Origin of the sequence: Colwellia sp. BRX10-1, assembly GCF_014077545.1 — a bacterium.
Taxonomy (GTDB): Bacteria; Pseudomonadota; Gammaproteobacteria; order Enterobacterales; family Alteromonadaceae; genus Colwellia_A.
On sequence record NZ_JACGWC010000011.1, the window covers coordinates 1 to 15,508 of the forward strand.

Below are 15,508 nucleotides of genomic sequence, written 5' to 3' on the forward strand. Positions count from 1 at the left end.
TTAAATCGTAATAATTGATTATTAAAGCAGGAATCCAAAACGCCATAGCAATTAATGAATACATGATTCTTTTTTTATGCTGAATGTGAAACTTTTCTACGAAATCCATTTACTTACCTAACGCCCCACTAAGAGGCAAATAATAGTTGGTTATAATAGAGAGCGAAGCGAACAAAACCAACTGTTATTTGTCCTGCTTGAGTGGCTTGTTAGGTGTATCTACCACCGAGAAACGTCCAAACCACTTGTAACCTGAATACCAAGCCGCTCTAAATTGGCGACAACACTCGAATACACTTGCTTAGATAAACTCACCTGAAATTCGCCAAATAAGTTTAAACCTGCGAGCTCGTACAATATATCTATCGCCTTGTACTCAATACTAATTTCGTCTTCATCTTCGCTAATAGAGGAGCGATAATCAGCCTCCCATAAGGCCAAGTTATTTATAGCTAAATATTTCGGCATTTCTATCATAAGTTTCAGCATTGACTGTTGGCTATTAGTACAACCATCAAGCTGTATTTCTATTTCAGTGGCTAGTTTTGAAACAACCAAACAGAGTGACATCCGTATACACCTAACGCCCATTTAAGGGGCAAAATAACGTTGGCTAAAATAAGTGAACGGAGTGAACAAAACAGCCAACTTTATTTTGTCCCGCTTGAAATTCTTGTTATGTTTTGAACACTACGACATACCGATCATCCAAGGCATGGCGACACCGAAAGTGACCGATAAAACTCCAAGTACAAATTTTATATGGTTCATTGAACTACATTTAGAGTACATATATATACCTGTAAAAAATGCAAACACCGACCAAATAACAGAGCCCTTGAAATATATGTAAATAGCACCTTGATTTACTGCGGTTGTATAACCAGGTCCAGCAATAAAATTTAAAAGAAGTGTAATAAGAACACCTAGAACAGGCAAGAAACCTAACATAAATATTCTTTTATTAATCATCCATTTTTTCATATGCGCATCCATTCGATTAAAAAACATAACGCCTTACTAAGCGGCGCGAAATTGTTGGCTAAAATTGCGAGGAACGAAGCTAGCCAACTGTTTATCGTCCGTTTGAGTAACTTGTTATACGTTTATTTGATGCAGACTACAATTGTCAGCAAGTTTACCCCAAAGCGAATTATCACCTAAAGCTAAAGGATCAATTTTTGATAGTTTTGTTTTAAATAAAGAAACGAATAAAGGATTAACTCTTTGCTCTATAAGTGCATCTTCATCTTTAGATAAAGCTTTATCTACCATATCTAAAAACGCATTCAGCGTTAAAAGTAATTGAGCTAAATTAGTATTAATAAATATTAATGTAGCACCATCAGAACTTACTTGATAAATACTACTGTCATTGGGTTTTAGCACTATAGGATCAGAGTTTTGTCCTGAACCTATAACAGTACAATCTGGAAAATTTTCTATAGCAAGTTTTATATTACCTTCCCAATCACTTGCCCAAGACCAATTTGTTAACAATGGTAGAAATTGTTCATCTTCAAATTCACCAAAATATAAATGAGGAGAAACAAAACCAGGTAACCCTGTTTTACAAATTATATCCGCATTGTCATCAGTAATATATTTACCTTTCAATATATGCTTTGGATATATTTGAAACTCAAAATCGGGATGCACACTCTACCTCGAAACGTATAACAGCTTATTATATCTAAAATAACATAATGGCACATTAAATCAATAACTTATCGCAAGCCACCCCTTCCATGTATACTCTATGTATACTAAAAATATTAATTAAGAAGTTAAAAGAGTAACAACCAAATATTTACTCTTTATAAATGCTTTTCAAATTTCGACGTTACATATAATCATAACTGCTCAAGTAGTTCATCATATGTCACAATTTCAACACCAGCTAGGCTACTTCTAAATAATTCAAATGACTTCTTTTTAATTGGACAGGAAGAAATAGATTCGTACGATCCTACAAGTAAAATACATCTGGGGTTGAATGCATTAAAGAAATCCTCATCCTCACCAGAGAGAAGGTTTTTGTAGTTCATCAATAGTTCATTTTTATAATTCAATGTTTGCACTACACCCCCAGACAATTCCTCATGGATAGAATATGCATTATCTCTATACTTCTTTCCCAACAATTTTGTCTTTGGCGTTTTTATTTCAATTAATACCGAATTTTTACTTTTATTACTAATAAATAGGAAATCAATGATATTACCGCCTTTATTATCAATTTTTTTGCCACCTAGATAACACTTACTTTGCCTCAATTTCATTCCTGTTGGCAATAATACATTTAAAAGGGTTGGATGTTTTTCAAAAATCATATGCCAGTATTCTTCTTTATCTACATCTAAACTTCCCTTACATATAGAAACGACTTCTTCCAAATCCATCTCTGATATATTAACTATATCAATCTCATTTTGGTTACCAATCAAACTTTCAATAACATCATGATGTATCGCAATAGATTCTTTTAAAACACTAGCCAAGTCTTCCGATATAGGGGCAAGGTACACACCTTGATTTCCATTTCCATTTTTTTGAATCGGAGAATATTTATCAGGTAAAAGTGGTGCAATTTTAATTATATTATCTTTCGGTCTTATTGTGTTCTCTAGAACCTCCCAGTCAACTTTTATTAACCAACCTTTTGTTGGAACTGGCTTTGTCGAACAGAGTTCCGAACCCAAAGGATGATCACTATCGATACAAGTAGTAGTTGTAATTCCTACCGCCCTTATTTCCCCCTTAGAGTACGAAAAAATCACATCACCTATAGATACTTTTTTCATGCAATCAAAGCTGTAACTTTTTATACCACCTGAGAGGGTCTGAGGAGACCAAATATAACCACCTTCGACTTCTTTACTAAAAGATGTACTTTGATTAACCCACCAATACATTATTTATCTCAATTAATTTAATTTTTTATTGTAAATAAGATGTTTTAAAATACTAAAAAACATCTTTGTTATGATAAATATTGGCTGCCAATTATTGCATTTCTTTAACAAACCTTGAAACCTGCTGCCATTTAACATCTCCCCAAGGCATCGTTCTCTTTTCTGGGTGAGAAATATATAGCCACCTTTTCGCTCTAGTTACTGCCACAAATGCACTATTTCTCTCTTCTGATATTTCACTGTTTGAATTAGCTCTGTAGTCAGGAAATACGCCTTCACACATCCCCATCAAAAAGACTATATCTTTTTCTAATCCTTTCATTGTATGTACGGTACTTAAAGTTATTCCTGTATTATTCATGCTTTCTGTTATTTGACCTAAAGCCATTGCATTACGAAATGCTTTCAATGAGTCACCAATGCCTTTCTTCTTAAATCTAAGCCATAACTCCTTAAAATCATTTAATTCTGAAATACTCATTTCTAACTCTAACTTCTCTTTATCATTAATACTTATAGAGGCTAAAGCTTTGAGTTTTTCATCAAATTTAGCAACAAATTTTCTTATTTTAGGTTCTTCATTATCTAATTCTTCAAGCTCTTTTAATAAAGTAGATTGAAGTTCGGGAAATTGAACGTCTGAATTGCTATCTATATTTATTGACCAATTATATAACTGTTTTTCTTCCCCCCAATTATTTGGGGGTGATATTTTAAGTAACTTACAAAGTTTTTTTCCATCAACCCAATCTTTTGGTGTTAGCTTAACCCTCAAACCATAATCTAACACTTTCCCAAAAAGTGAATTTGGTTCAGCTAAACGTTCTCCTTTCTTTAAAAAGTACTTAATATTTTCATTAGAAAGCTTTTCTTCTAAGGCTGAAAAAACAAAACGATTTCTAGCGATAACAACCATATGATCGAGAGATATATCGCCTTCTATTTCCGCATGAGTTTTCATTTCAAGTAAAAATTTAATTTGACTTGTAATCAATTGTGCTTCTACATATTCGTCTTCCAAAGCATTAAAAGTAACTCCACCAACAAGTGCTGCACTATGCTCTTCTTGAGAGTTAGGTTTTAATTTATTTGCGACATTAATTATGGACTTTGTACTTCTATAGTTTTCTTTTAATTCAAACTTTAAAGGCTTGAAGTCACGTATAAATTCATCACATAAAAAGTCGGATGACGAGCTATTAAAGCCATAAATCATTTGGTTTGGGTCTCCAACCATCAAAAGACTCTTAATTGATTGACCACAGAACACTTTAATAAATTCATACTGGGCACGATTCAAATCTTGAGCTTCGTCGACACAGACGTGTTTATATTTTGTTCGGTAAATATTTGAAATCCAATCGTAATTTAATAGTAATTGATGCCCATAAAATAAAATATCATCGTAATCAATCCCTCCACTATTTAATAAGGCAGATTGATAGTCTTGATATATTTTCCAAATTCGCTCTTGCCCAGCAAATTTAATTAGCGCTTCATCTTCAGTAAGAAACTCTCGCTTTATGGTAGAGAAAGCATCCATATATTTTTGCATAATGGTTTGTCTGTTGCGATGTTCTCTAGAATCAGAAACATCTAAATAGTCATCGATATTTATTCCATCATCTCTCAAGGACTGTAAAAATATTTCCATCCTATCTTTATCTCTGTCATATATATTTAGTTCGGATGGTAACCCTATAGTATGACCGTATTGCTCTATTATGCTTTGAGATAAAGAATGAATAGTAGATATCCAAGTTCTGCTTACAGCTTCTTCTGAGTCAGATAGGCGCTCTACCATTTCCTCTGCAGCTTTGTTAGTAAAAGTAAGCGCAATCACTCTATCTTTTTTAGTTTGTTCAAGTATATATCGAACTCGTTCTGTCAACACTCTTGTTTTGCCCGAACCAGCTGAAGCTAATACTTGAATATTCTTATCAAGCTCAGATTTTACAACAAGTTCTTGGTTTGGTGATAATGTCATCATAGCTAGATCCTTGCCCTAATTTTTTCAAAAAACTCTATTATCTTGGGTGGTAATTGTTCTTTCGTTAACTTGCACAATTCTTGCGCAACAGCTTGAGCATACATTGGTTTTTTAGAATCAAGTATTTCCAAAATTGCTTTTTGTGTTCCGTTTTCACTTGAATAATCCCTAATTGTAGATTCTAGAATAGGTTGTTTGCAAGTAACACAATCTGGGGCTCCTGTACGAACAGGCTTTAACGCTGTACCTTGCCGCTTTGATATCCAAGAAGCAATTTTAGTTGCTCCTTCCTGGACAATTATGGTGTTTTTAATAAGTTCTTCATAACCACTGGATAAAAGATATCCCTCAAAATCGGTACCTTCCAAAATGGTAATGTTAGAACTATTAGCCAAATCAACAACACCAAAAAACTCTTCATAAGCACTTTTTAGTTTTTTGATGATGGGTTCTTCTCCATCACTAAAGATGAATACAGGGATATTAAAGTCTCTTGCCAATCTTAGAAATGGTCTGTATTTGGCTCCTGAACCTCCAACTCCAATGAAGTTAATTCCTAAAGAAAAAGGATCTTCGTTGAAATATTTTTGGAAAAGAATAGGTAAAGCTTGTTCTTCTGTCTCTCCTTCTGACAAAATTATTGCCCTAGAAAACAGCAACTCTCCCCTAGAATGAATTACTTCCCTCTGGAGTTTTCGTTTATCTTCAAGAGAAATATCATGACTTAATTGCCTAACACAAACCCCTAACTCTTCATTTGATAAAGCTCTCAACTCGCTCTGATCTGCTAGAGCTACAACATAAGACGAATGGGTTGTTATAATAACTTGTCCTTTGGATTCTACTAGTTGCTTATACAGCGTTCTTTGAGCATTTGGGTGTAAATGTGCTTCAGGCTCTTCTGCAGCCAATACGGGATGATAAGCCTCTTCTTCGGCTGAAAACTTTTCAGAAGTCAATTCAGTAAAAGCTTTAACAGTAAGCATTGAAGCCCAGCTTCTAGTCCCCATCCCGTGGTATTCCATCGAAAATAAATTACTCTCATTTTCGCCAAAATGTACTGTAAATTGCTTTGATAAATCTCTGATTTTTTTAGGAAAAGGAGTTATTTCAGCTTTGCCTGAGTTTACAAAAGACTGATTTAATTGTTCTAAATGTTCTTTTAATTTAAGAAGAGGTTCACTTTTGTTAACAGCTTCATTATTTAAATCAGAAATTATCCCTTCTAATGCATTTTTATCACTTTCGTTGTATTTAATATTAGATAAAATTTTTCCGACAAATGAGTTTTTTTCCCTCAATTCAGTATGAAGATCTCGTTGAGCATCTATAGAAAAATATGGTATTGATTGAAGTGCAGAACGAATTTTCTTCTTCTGATTAACTTTAACAGTTCTCCAATCTGTAAAATCTGACCAACGTTCTAAAGAGTATCTTGAAACGTTAAATCCACCTTTGATTAGATCAGGGGTACATATTGTTCTAATCGCTGAAAACTGATTTTCTAGAGGGTCTACTTGAATTTTATCCCCAAAAAAATCTATCCATTCCTCTTCAAATAAAGAAGCTCTATTGTCATGCTCATCAATAGGAATAATCCTTATATCAATCAAAATTTCACCAACGGGGTTGTCATCGTGTCCTATAAAAAAATCTTCTTCAGTTAAATGTCTTGAATAATCACCTAAGGCAAGCTGAAATGCTTTAACTACAGATGTTTTACCTGCGTTATTGAGACCTATTAACACTGCAACTCTTGGTAAATCTAATTCAACATCTCGAATCCCTCTAAATCCAGCGACCCTAATTTTATCTATTAAAATAGCCATTATTTCCTTTCTTAATTTTATTGAATTAAATTTTATTAAATTAAATCATACAACCAACGTTAAGTCATTTTATTAATCAGTACAGTTATTTACAGAACTCCAAGTTAACTCAAACTTCGTTTTCGCCTAACCCCAAAGAAGATTCATTTTCTTTGCGACGTTTTGTCCATGTGTGCTCACGACTAACGTAAACTTCACCGCCACAACTTAAGCCTTTAATCACATATCCTATCGGCTCCAAATATTCACCTTCGGTTTCAATAAACTCTTTTACTAACTGAACAGGTAAATCTTTACGTTTAACGTTTACACCGCCCAACGCTTCAATGAATTCACACCAATTACCACTATCCGCGGCAACCCAAACAGAGGATATGTTAACCTCTTCTTTTAACGCCAATCTTCTTGCTTCACGCCACAAGCTAACAGGTGGACCACCAAACTGCTGAAATTGACGAATTCCCCACAAACTTGACCATTCACTCACCCGCAATGCCGCAATATCAGCAGGATTGCCGTAGTTGTCTTTATCAACACCAAAACCATCAATGTTTTTAGAAATGTATTTCGCGATATACCCCACCGCAGAGCCTTTTGACTTAAGGATAGGCTCAACAGTAAATCGGTATTTTTGTGCCCCTGTTTCATCACCATCGACCTGTAAAGCATAAAAAGAGAACGTTTCTCTTAATATGTGACGTTGCTCAGGTTTAACAAAAACGAGGATATGCCAATGTGGCGTGGCATCATGATGCGGCTCTGCGACTCGAAAACCAAAATAGTCGACATTGAGTCGAGCAAGGTGTGCACGACACTTTGCAAATTGGCTACCTAGATATTGATTGGCTTGTTTTGGGCTAGTACTATCAAATTTTTCGTTAGGCCTGCCGCTACTATGAACGGGGTGCATGCGTGATGGACAAGTGATTGTTAGAAAGTCTGCAACATAACCATGTTTATCTGCGTAGACTTCAAAGCCATGTAATCTCGCCATAAGTTCATTACGACGATTCACAGGATTTGCATTGGTGCTGTTTGCCATTTCAGTTAAATCAACAACATCCCCTCGCTCATTAACTAATTCCAATTCAGCCATGAATAATTGATTACGTCGTTTGTTTTCACGCCCTTTTCGAAAGTTAGCGTCTGTTACGTATATTTGGCTTTTTTTTGACACCAAATGAACATATTGAGAAACACGCTCAACTGACACACTGTGCAGTTTTGATAGCTTTTTTCTCCACCACTTATCACAAGCATAACGGGCAATGTCACCATCAATATATTTTCCCTTTCTCGCCTTAATAGAAAAACCAACCAATACAGCTTCTAAGGCGAAAACCATCGCTTTTTTTGAATCACCTAAATTATGCATGTTAGTAACAATTTGAAGACATTGACTTGCTTGGGTTTTACCAACCAGTTCAATCTGTGAGTCAGACCAAGTAACATCAACAGGCATAGACTTACAAAAATTACATAATTCTCTTAAATACGTATTGGCTTGAAAGGCTCCCTTAACGGGTAATTTAAGTAAACGGTTATAGGTGTTTTTTGCGACTACTCGACAATTAAAAGGAATGCTCAGTAGTTGCTTACCGATAAACGTTTTATTAAGTTTGTCCTCAACATTAAATTCGTCAACGAGTAAATTAGCACTCAGTGATGCACTTGATAATGAAGATGATTCAAACCCAGATATCGTTAAGTAGTCAACTTCATGAGTTGAGTCCTGAACGTCGTTAACGAGATTTTCATCTTTCGTTACGTTAACGGAATTTTCCACGATGACAGAAAGAGGCGTATTTTCGTTAACGGAACTCAATTCCGTTAACGGTTTATCTTCGGGTAATATCTTAGACATCAGGCTTCCCCTTATATCTAAGCATTTCGCGTAATTCCGTTAACGTTATCTTTTTCTTTAACGGCTTAAGAGGTCGGCTTGAAATAAATTCAATTATGACTAAATCAAATTTTTGGCTTTTGGTGTTTTTAGGTGATTTACGCATGCTCACCACCAACGGACTTTTGTCCTAAGTGCTGTATACGCAAAAACCCGATTAGCTTGAAGTTTGAAAATTTCATCATGCCACCCCACCATTACTGGTTGAATAACAGATATTGTTTTCAATATAACTTTCGATATCTTGTAAGCGGTAACGAATGGCTCTCGCACCTACTTTGATGAAGGGGATGCGCGCACCAGCCCATCGGTCACGCTCAAGGAAAGCTTCACTAACCCTCAAAATTTCAGCAGTTTCTTTAGTATTTAATAATTTAATTCTCATGACTCTTTACTCGTTGTTTTAAAGGACGAGTTGAGTTTCGATCATGTTTTAACTGGTATGAATGCCCCTAGGGGGTAGCGGTATACCTATAGGGAGTAGAAGTATACTTTTAGGGCGTATAAGTATACTTTTTGATGATTATTTGTTGATAGGAAATTTAATTTGTCCGTTTTTGAACTTACCAATCCACTTTCCAAACTCTACCTGCTTTTCTTCTGAGCTTGATAACGCTAATAACGAGCTATCTGATTGAGTTAAATCAGCTTCAATTAATTTAGCGGCATGTCGATTCGAACGGCTAGAGTATTTTGCTAAATACAACCGAATGACTTCTTCTTTCAGTGGTTCTATACGCTTTCCTTTAGAAATACCTCCTTTACTTCCTGTAATGGCTGACTTTTGTTTTTTATCAAACAAACATTCAGCACGAGCAATACTATCAATAATTTCTTCAAGTAAGTCTCTAATAGCCCTATCCAACGTAGCTTGTTGCATAATCGCAAACTGCTCATCACCGACCTGTTCTTTTAATGGCAAATATAATGCGTCTTCTTTAAAGCGATTGTCATAGATAAATTTTATTTCAGCCGAATGCATTAACGTAAGAGTGGCGAATATTTCACACCACTGAAGGTTTTCAATCACTATTGTGTTTAAATCAAAATAATCACACAACAAATATAATGCTCTGCCTTTCGATAACGTAACACTCTGCCTTGAAGTGGTTTCGTTGAGTAGCTTTTGCGATAACTCGTGCAATAAGCCGTCCCCTAATTTCAACATTGAATCAATTGCTTTAGAAAGAACGATCACCTCTTCATTCGTTCGTTTTGACAAAATATCACGAGATAAGTGTGTTGCATCACAAGCAAAGTCATAAGCTGTAAACGTTAATGGTTCTAATGAAGTGTCTTCAAATATATTTGATCGTTTTACTGAGTCTCCATTCAAAGCAATTGCATTTTTTACTTCTTGTTCTATTTTATCTTGATACATAATCATCCATGTTTATTTTGCAGTTTTCTTTAAAAAAATCGGTTATGCGTTGCATAGGCGCTCTTAAACGGTCGTGATTGTTAATAATGTAACCTTCTGTCACGTCTGAGCCGTTTTTATGATTAACGAGCCGTTTAATGGCATACGATGATATATCTAATGACTCCGCTACCGTAATAAATGTTCTGCGTAAGTCGTGAAACGTAAATTTAATGCCTGATGCCTCACATAAGTGTTTTAACGCTTGATCTGGGTGCGCTAGATATTTTGCTTTTCTCGATGAAAAGACATACTCATTTGTTTTGAATCGTAACCTGTAATTGAGTATACCAATAAGAACATCTGATAAAGGTAATGTTAAAGGCTCTTTGTTTTTAGTATCAGGTATATAAATTGTTCCTTCATCCAAGTCTACATTACTCCATGTTAGCGTAGCCCCTTCATTTTTTCTTAATCCAGTCAGTAATAGAAAAAGAAGATAATCCGCGACAACATGGTGTGACTCTGCCCCTGTATTAAACTTCATTTCTTGCAGTTCTTTATACCAAAGTTCAAATTTTTTGGGCTTAATCACCGTTTGGCGCCTAGGCTCTTTCGCCCATGCTTTTATTTGTCCTAAACGGTCAACAGGATTATGAGGAAATAGGCTTAAACCATTGTTATCTTCATATTGGTCTTTTGCAAATTTATAAATCGCACTCAATATTCGCATTGCGGTATTAGCATAAGAAGGACTATGACTTTTTAGTAATCGACCGTGACGAGTTGATATCATGTCTTTGGTAATATCGACAAGGCGTTTATTTTTCCAGTCTTCTAGTTCACCGTTCAGATACATTTCATATTGAACATAGGTTTTATCTTTTAAGTAAGACTTTATTCTTCGGTAATCTTGCCAGACTTGCCAAAGCGTCATTTGCTCAGCTTGGGCTTGTTGGCGCTTTGCTATTGGGTCAATGCCCGTTGCAATTTCGCCTAGGTATTTAAGTGCTTCTTTACGTGCCATTTCGACCGTAATTTCAGGATAACGTCCAAGCGTAATTCGTTTGAGTTTTCGGTTGATACGTTTCTCTAATACAAACGCTTTACTACCGCCCGTAGTAACACGAACAGCAAAGCCTTTAAGCTCTGAATCTCGGTAGAAAACCTGCCCCTTTTCAGGAAGTGCAAGTTTGTCTACAAAAGACTTGGTTATTTTGCATGTAGACACAGTGTAGTCACGCTATATAAAAAACAGGTAGGCTATTTAAAACAAGAAACAGGTAAGAAGTCAATTAAAATAAGGAGTTAATGGTTTATTGGCATTCATTCAAACTAGTTAAAACAACTACAAATAAAACAGCTTATTAGACCGAAAAACTAAGCAATATATAACACTTAGCATTCCTTGTTTATTTACAGTTACAATTATCATACTTTACAACATAATAACAACACTAACATTTTATTATTATTAAATATTTCAAAAGGTGCAACGCCGAATCTTTCGGTATATTGGCAAAAGAACCGAACACCAGCTAAGCTGTATATAACAACAGTAAATGGATTTTATATTATGGACGCTAAATCGCCTTTTTTAATGAGTATCGAAGAGCATATGCGTAACTTAAGATACGCGAAAAGAACCATAGAAACTTATATTCATTGGATAAAGTATTTTATAAATTACTCAAATAAAACTCACCCTGCACTCATGGGGGATATCGAAGTTGAGAGATTTCTCAGTTATTTAGTTAATCAACAAAACGTTTCAACCGCTACCCAGTCACTTGCACTGAATGCATTAGCTTTTTTATACAAAGAAATTTTAAAAAACGAATTAAGTTTAAAACTAAACTTTAACTTAAGCCGCCGGCCTAGAAAATTACCTGATGTGCTTACACCTACAGAAGTTATGAAACTTCTATCAAAAATACCCTCACAACATCATTTATTAGTAAGCCTCTTATATGGTAGTGGCTTAAGGCTAATGGAGGCTATTCGTTTAAGAGTACAAGATATAGACTTTAATTATCACTGTATCGCAGTTTGGAACGGTAAAGGGAACAAACATCGTCGAGTTACCCTCGCCACTGAGCTTATACCTGAACTGTACCGTCAAATTCAAAGGACTAATAAATATCATACTAGCGATATAGAAAATATTGACTATAAAGGTGTCTGGATTCCAAATGCTCTTAATCGCAAATACCCCAATGCCGCAAAAGAATTCAAGTGGCAATATTTATTTCCTTCTGCTCGATTAAGTATTGAACCAGAATTCAAATATCTTAGTCGGCATCACCTCAATGAAAGTAGTATTCAAAAGTCAGTTAAAAAAGCAGCAAATCAATTGAAGTTAAATAAGGTAATAACTTGTCATACTTTAAGGCATTCATTTGCTACGCATTTATTGCAAAGAGGGGCTGATATAAGAACAGTTCAAGAACAACTAGGGCACAGCGATTTACGTACAACCCAAATTTATACCCATGTACTTGAGCATGGCGCTAATGGCGTTCGAAGCCCTTTATCTGACTTGCTTTAGAGCATAATAATGATATCTAAATATCATTATCAGTACGTAGAGCATCAGCCCATAATTTTAACCATTGTTGAGCCTCTTTTTTCTCTGGAAAATCACGTTTACTATTAACCACTTCTAATAAGGTATTAAAAGCCTCTTTTTCTCGATTAAGCGCTTTGAGGGTTAACGCTAAATGATATTTAATTTCAATTTTAGAGTAATCTAGTGCAAGCGCTTGGCGAAATAGTGGCAGTGCTTTATCAAATTCTTGAGTATGATAATAAATCCAGCCAAGTGTATCGAGGGAATCAGGGTGGTTTTTTGTAATAGCTAAGGACGCTAAACTATGCTTTTCTGCCTCATCATACAAGGCTAAATTCAAAGCAGCAAACGCTGCATTATTATGTAATACGGCTTGTTGTGCATATTTGGTTAACAACAAAATATAAATATCGTAAGCTTTTTTCCACTGCTCATTAATCATATAAATTTCTGCTAGCGAAGAATTCATTAAAAAATTCATCGGCTCTTTGTTCAAATACTTTGTCAATAGCTGAGTTGCTTTGCTATTTCGTTTTTGTGCTTGATACACCAGACTTAAACCAACGACAATATTGTCATGATATTCATCTTGAGGTGGTGTTAATGCTAATGTCTTTTTATAACTCTTTTCGGCATTATCATATTGGCCAGACAAATAATAAGAATGCGCCAAAATCATCTGTAATTTAGTTGAATAACTTTCTAAAAAATCATTAGCAAGTTTAATCGCTTCAAGAGGTTTTTTCTGTTGATTCAAAAACTGACTTGCCGCCACTAACGGTATCTGCTTATTTTCAGACCAGGCGATAGACTTTTTATAGGCTTCAAGGGCATCATCTGGTTTATTATTTGCTTGGTAAAATTGGGCTATATAAAAATAGACCTTCCCTTTTTCACCATCAAATTTTATAGCATTGTTGAAGCTTTGCAGTGCTTTGTCAAAATTGTTTTGTTGCTGATAGTAATTGCCTAGTAATACAAATAAATCAGCCGTTTTTTCATGATTAGATAAATAACTTTCTATTATTTCTATTGCTTCGACGGGTTCGCCTGCCGCCATGTAGCTAAAAGACAATTGTTTAAGTAAGTCTTTATTATTGGGTTCTATATTATAAGCCCTCTTAAACCAAACGATTGACTCTTTAAATTGTCTGGTTTGAGTATAATTCTTCCCTAAAGCGCTAATGAGTTCTTTATTATTTTCTTGTTTTAAAAGTGCTTGCTCTAATAATTCAAACGATGCTTTTATTTTGCCCGTCGCAAGTAGTGTTTCTGCCAAACTAATCAGTGATTTAATGTGTAAAGCGTCGATACTAAGAGCATGTTCGAATGCTTGTTTTGCTTTATTATAATCACCCACTATTTGATAAATAAAACCGAGATGATGAAGGAACTCTTTATTATCTGGTTGTGCTTTAACTAATTTTTCAGCAAGCGCTACCGCTTTAGTCATTTGCCCTGACTTTACATAGGCTTGCACCAATAAAAAACTAATGGTTGACTGATACTCCGATGAAGCGTTGATTGAAAGCAAGGTATCTATGGCCTGTTGATACGCCCCCATATCAATACTATTTTTTGCTAACTGTTGCGAGGCAATCGATGAGTCAGGTAGTAATTCAATAACTTTTTGAAAGTAAAACTTTGCTTTCTCATATTGCTTAAGCTCAGAACTGACCAACCCTAAAAGAGAGATAACTTTAGGGTTATTTTCTTTTTGTAAATTGGCTTTATTCAATACTGACAATGCCGCGGTATAGTTTTTCATGGCGATGTGAATTGTCGCTGAGAAGGTCATTGCTTTAATATTCAAGCGATCAATATTTAAATAATTTTTAATATATTGATCAGCTGCTTCATAATTGTTTTGCTGAAAAGCCACAACACTGGCCAAATAATAATAACTAGGGTTATTATCCAAGGTATCATTGTCAAGCGTTGACAATGATTCACTTAATTTTGAAAGTTTTTCCCTAACATTTGAATTTTCGTCTTCTCTGGTTTCAATCATTGCTGATAAAAACATGGCCTTAGGTTCATTGGGCACAAGTTGAAGCACCGTCAAAATATCTTTTTTTGCGCTCTCGTATTCAATAAACTCTATATATAAACTAGCGCGTAAAATAAGTGCCTGAATATGATTAGGGTTTTCTAATAAAGCGTTATTTATAGCTTTAAAAGCAATATCTAATTCAGCTATATTTTGGTGGATACTCGCTTTTAATATCCAAGCATTCACTGGAGGGAAAAAACCGCTGAGTACATCATCAACATATGTTTGTGCTTCATCATAGCGATAATAATTTAAAGCCACCTGCGCTAAACCTAATTTTGCATCGATATTAACCGCATTAAGTAATAACGCTTGTTGGTAATTTTCTGCTGACAATGATAACTGTCGCAAGCCTAGTTGTGCATGGCCTCTTAAAACAAAAATTTTGGCGGCGAGTATTTCATCTTGCACCTGTTTGTCTAGGTGATTGATGGTGTCATGGTATTTACCTTGTAATAAATAAGCTTCCGCAAACAGCAAGAATGTTCGGTTTTTGTCTGCCCCTAAATTTTCAGCAAAATTGAGTTCAACTTCTGCAGTAGCCCCTTTGCCAAAAGCAATAAGTACCTCAGCCATTAAAAGCCTTGCCGCTAAATTATTGGGTTCTTTTTGGGTTAAGTTTTTAAGATGAATGAGCGCTTCATTATGGCGGTTATCTTTAAAAGCGATATTAGCTTGTTCAAGCACATCTTTATCATTCCCCTGAGCTACTTGCTGAAAAGTTATTAAAAATAAAAATAAAAATATTTTGGGTATAAAAACGTGACGCACCATTAACTTCTCGAACAATTTAAAAGACAAGGATGATTGTGCTTTTTATCAGTAAACATTTCAATAAAAACCATTATCTACTCGTTAATAAGATAAATATTGCGCTATAATCTTTTCA

The 15,508-nt window shown here is 35.0% G+C and carries 13 protein-coding genes; 1 reads left to right on the forward strand and 12 read right to left on the reverse strand.

Features of this window, described 5'->3' with window-relative positions; all coding sequences use genetic code 11:
- Positions 1-219: 219 nt before the first annotated feature.
- The 11 genes from H4J75_RS10695 to H4J75_RS20395 all read right to left on the reverse strand — a co-directional run bounded on the left by H4J75_RS10695 (position 220) and on the right by H4J75_RS20395 (position 11,228).
- Positions 220-570, reverse strand: coding sequence for a hypothetical protein (locus tag H4J75_RS10695; protein WP_182172523.1), 351 nt, complete (start codon positions 568-570; stop codon positions 220-222).
- Positions 571-690: 120 nt separating this feature from the next.
- On the reverse strand, positions 691-984 hold the full coding sequence (locus H4J75_RS10700) for a hypothetical protein (protein ID WP_182222115.1): 294 nt from the start codon (positions 982-984) through the stop codon (positions 691-693).
- A 114-nt stretch (positions 985-1,098) separates the two neighbouring features.
- Positions 1,099-1,659 carry an SUKH-4 family immunity protein gene (locus tag H4J75_RS10705; RefSeq protein WP_182172050.1) on the reverse strand — a complete coding sequence of 187 codons (561 nt, stop codon included), beginning with the start codon at positions 1,657-1,659 and terminating at the stop codon, positions 1,099-1,101.
- Positions 1,660-1,853: 194 nt separating this feature from the next.
- The gene (locus tag H4J75_RS10710) at positions 1,854-2,915 is read right to left on the reverse strand and encodes a Shedu immune nuclease family protein (protein ID WP_182222116.1); all 1,062 of its coding nucleotides are present in this window, start codon (positions 2,913-2,915) and stop codon (positions 1,854-1,856) included.
- A 91-nt stretch (positions 2,916-3,006) separates the two neighbouring features.
- Positions 3,007-4,905, reverse strand: coding sequence for an ATP-dependent helicase (locus tag H4J75_RS10715; RefSeq protein WP_182222117.1), 1,899 nt, complete (start codon positions 4,903-4,905; stop codon positions 3,007-3,009).
- 2 nt (positions 4,906-4,907) lie between these two features.
- Positions 4,908-6,734, reverse strand: coding sequence for an ATP-dependent endonuclease (locus H4J75_RS10720; protein ID WP_182222118.1), 1,827 nt, complete (start codon positions 6,732-6,734; stop codon positions 4,908-4,910).
- A 109-nt stretch (positions 6,735-6,843) separates the two neighbouring features.
- The gene (locus H4J75_RS10725; RefSeq protein WP_182222119.1) at positions 6,844-8,598 is read right to left on the reverse strand and encodes a replication endonuclease; all 1,755 of its coding nucleotides are present in this window, start codon (positions 8,596-8,598) and stop codon (positions 6,844-6,846) included.
- Positions 8,591-8,743, reverse strand: a complete 153-nt coding sequence (locus H4J75_RS10730) for a hypothetical protein (RefSeq protein WP_182222120.1) — start codon at positions 8,741-8,743, stop codon at positions 8,591-8,593. Before H4J75_RS10730 ends, H4J75_RS10725 begins: the two co-directional genes overlap by 8 nt.
- A gap of 75 nt (positions 8,744-8,818) precedes the next feature.
- Entirely contained in the window at positions 8,819-9,022 is a 204-nt protein-coding gene (locus H4J75_RS10735; protein WP_182222121.1) for an AlpA family transcriptional regulator, read from the reverse strand.
- Between the two features lie 138 nt (positions 9,023-9,160).
- Positions 9,161-10,018, reverse strand: a complete 858-nt coding sequence (locus H4J75_RS10740) for a hypothetical protein (protein WP_182222122.1) — start codon at positions 10,016-10,018, stop codon at positions 9,161-9,163.
- Positions 10,005-11,228, reverse strand: a complete 1,224-nt coding sequence (locus tag H4J75_RS20395; RefSeq protein ID WP_182222123.1) for a tyrosine-type recombinase/integrase — start codon at positions 11,226-11,228, stop codon at positions 10,005-10,007. Before H4J75_RS20395 ends, H4J75_RS10740 begins: the two co-directional genes overlap by 14 nt.
- 345 nt (positions 11,229-11,573) lie before the next feature.
- Here H4J75_RS20395 and H4J75_RS10750 point away from each other — a divergent pair, with 345 nt between their 5' ends.
- Entirely contained in the window at positions 11,574-12,545 is a 972-nt protein-coding gene (locus H4J75_RS10750; RefSeq protein WP_182214389.1) for an integron integrase, read from the forward strand.
- Positions 12,546-12,561: 16 nt separating this feature from the next.
- Here H4J75_RS10750 and prsT read toward each other — a convergent pair whose 3' ends face one another.
- A complete protein-coding gene (prsT, locus tag H4J75_RS10755) occupies positions 12,562-15,393 on the reverse strand; it encodes an XrtA/PEP-CTERM system TPR-repeat protein PrsT (RefSeq protein WP_182222124.1) in 2,832 nt (943 codons plus the stop codon).
- Positions 15,394-15,508: the final 115 nt, after the last annotated feature.

Bases quoted from the DNA above. Each gene is read 5' to 3' on its own strand.
- H4J75_RS10695 (WP_182172523.1), bottom strand. From the start codon at position 570: ATGTCACTCTGTTTGGTTGTTTCAAAACTAGCCACTGAAATAGAAATA.
- H4J75_RS10700 (WP_182222115.1), bottom strand. From the start codon at position 984: ATGAAAAAATGGATGATTAATAAAAGAATATTTATGTTAGGTTTCTTG.
- H4J75_RS10710 (WP_182222116.1), bottom strand. From the start codon at position 2,915: ATGTATTGGTGGGTTAATCAAAGTACATCTTTTAGTAAAGAAGTCGAA.
- H4J75_RS10715 (WP_182222117.1), bottom strand. From the start codon at position 4,905: ATGATGACATTATCACCAAACCAAGAACTTGTTGTAAAATCTGAGCTT.
- H4J75_RS10720 (WP_182222118.1), bottom strand. From the start codon at position 6,734: ATGGCTATTTTAATAGATAAAATTAGGGTCGCTGGATTTAGAGGGATT.
- H4J75_RS10725 (WP_182222119.1), bottom strand. From the start codon at position 8,598: ATGTCTAAGATATTACCCGAAGATAAACCGTTAACGGAATTGAGTTCC.
- H4J75_RS10730 (WP_182222120.1), bottom strand. From the start codon at position 8,743: ATGCGTAAATCACCTAAAAACACCAAAAGCCAAAAATTTGATTTAGTC.
- H4J75_RS10735 (WP_182222121.1), bottom strand. From the start codon at position 9,022: ATGAGAATTAAATTATTAAATACTAAAGAAACTGCTGAAATTTTGAGG.
- H4J75_RS10740 (WP_182222122.1), bottom strand. From the start codon at position 10,018: ATGTATCAAGATAAAATAGAACAAGAAGTAAAAAATGCAATTGCTTTG.
- H4J75_RS10750 (WP_182214389.1), top strand. From the start codon at position 11,574: ATGGACGCTAAATCGCCTTTTTTAATGAGTATCGAAGAGCATATGCGT.
- prsT (WP_182222124.1), bottom strand. From the start codon at position 15,393: ATGGTGCGTCACGTTTTTATACCCAAAATATTTTTATTTTTATTTTTA.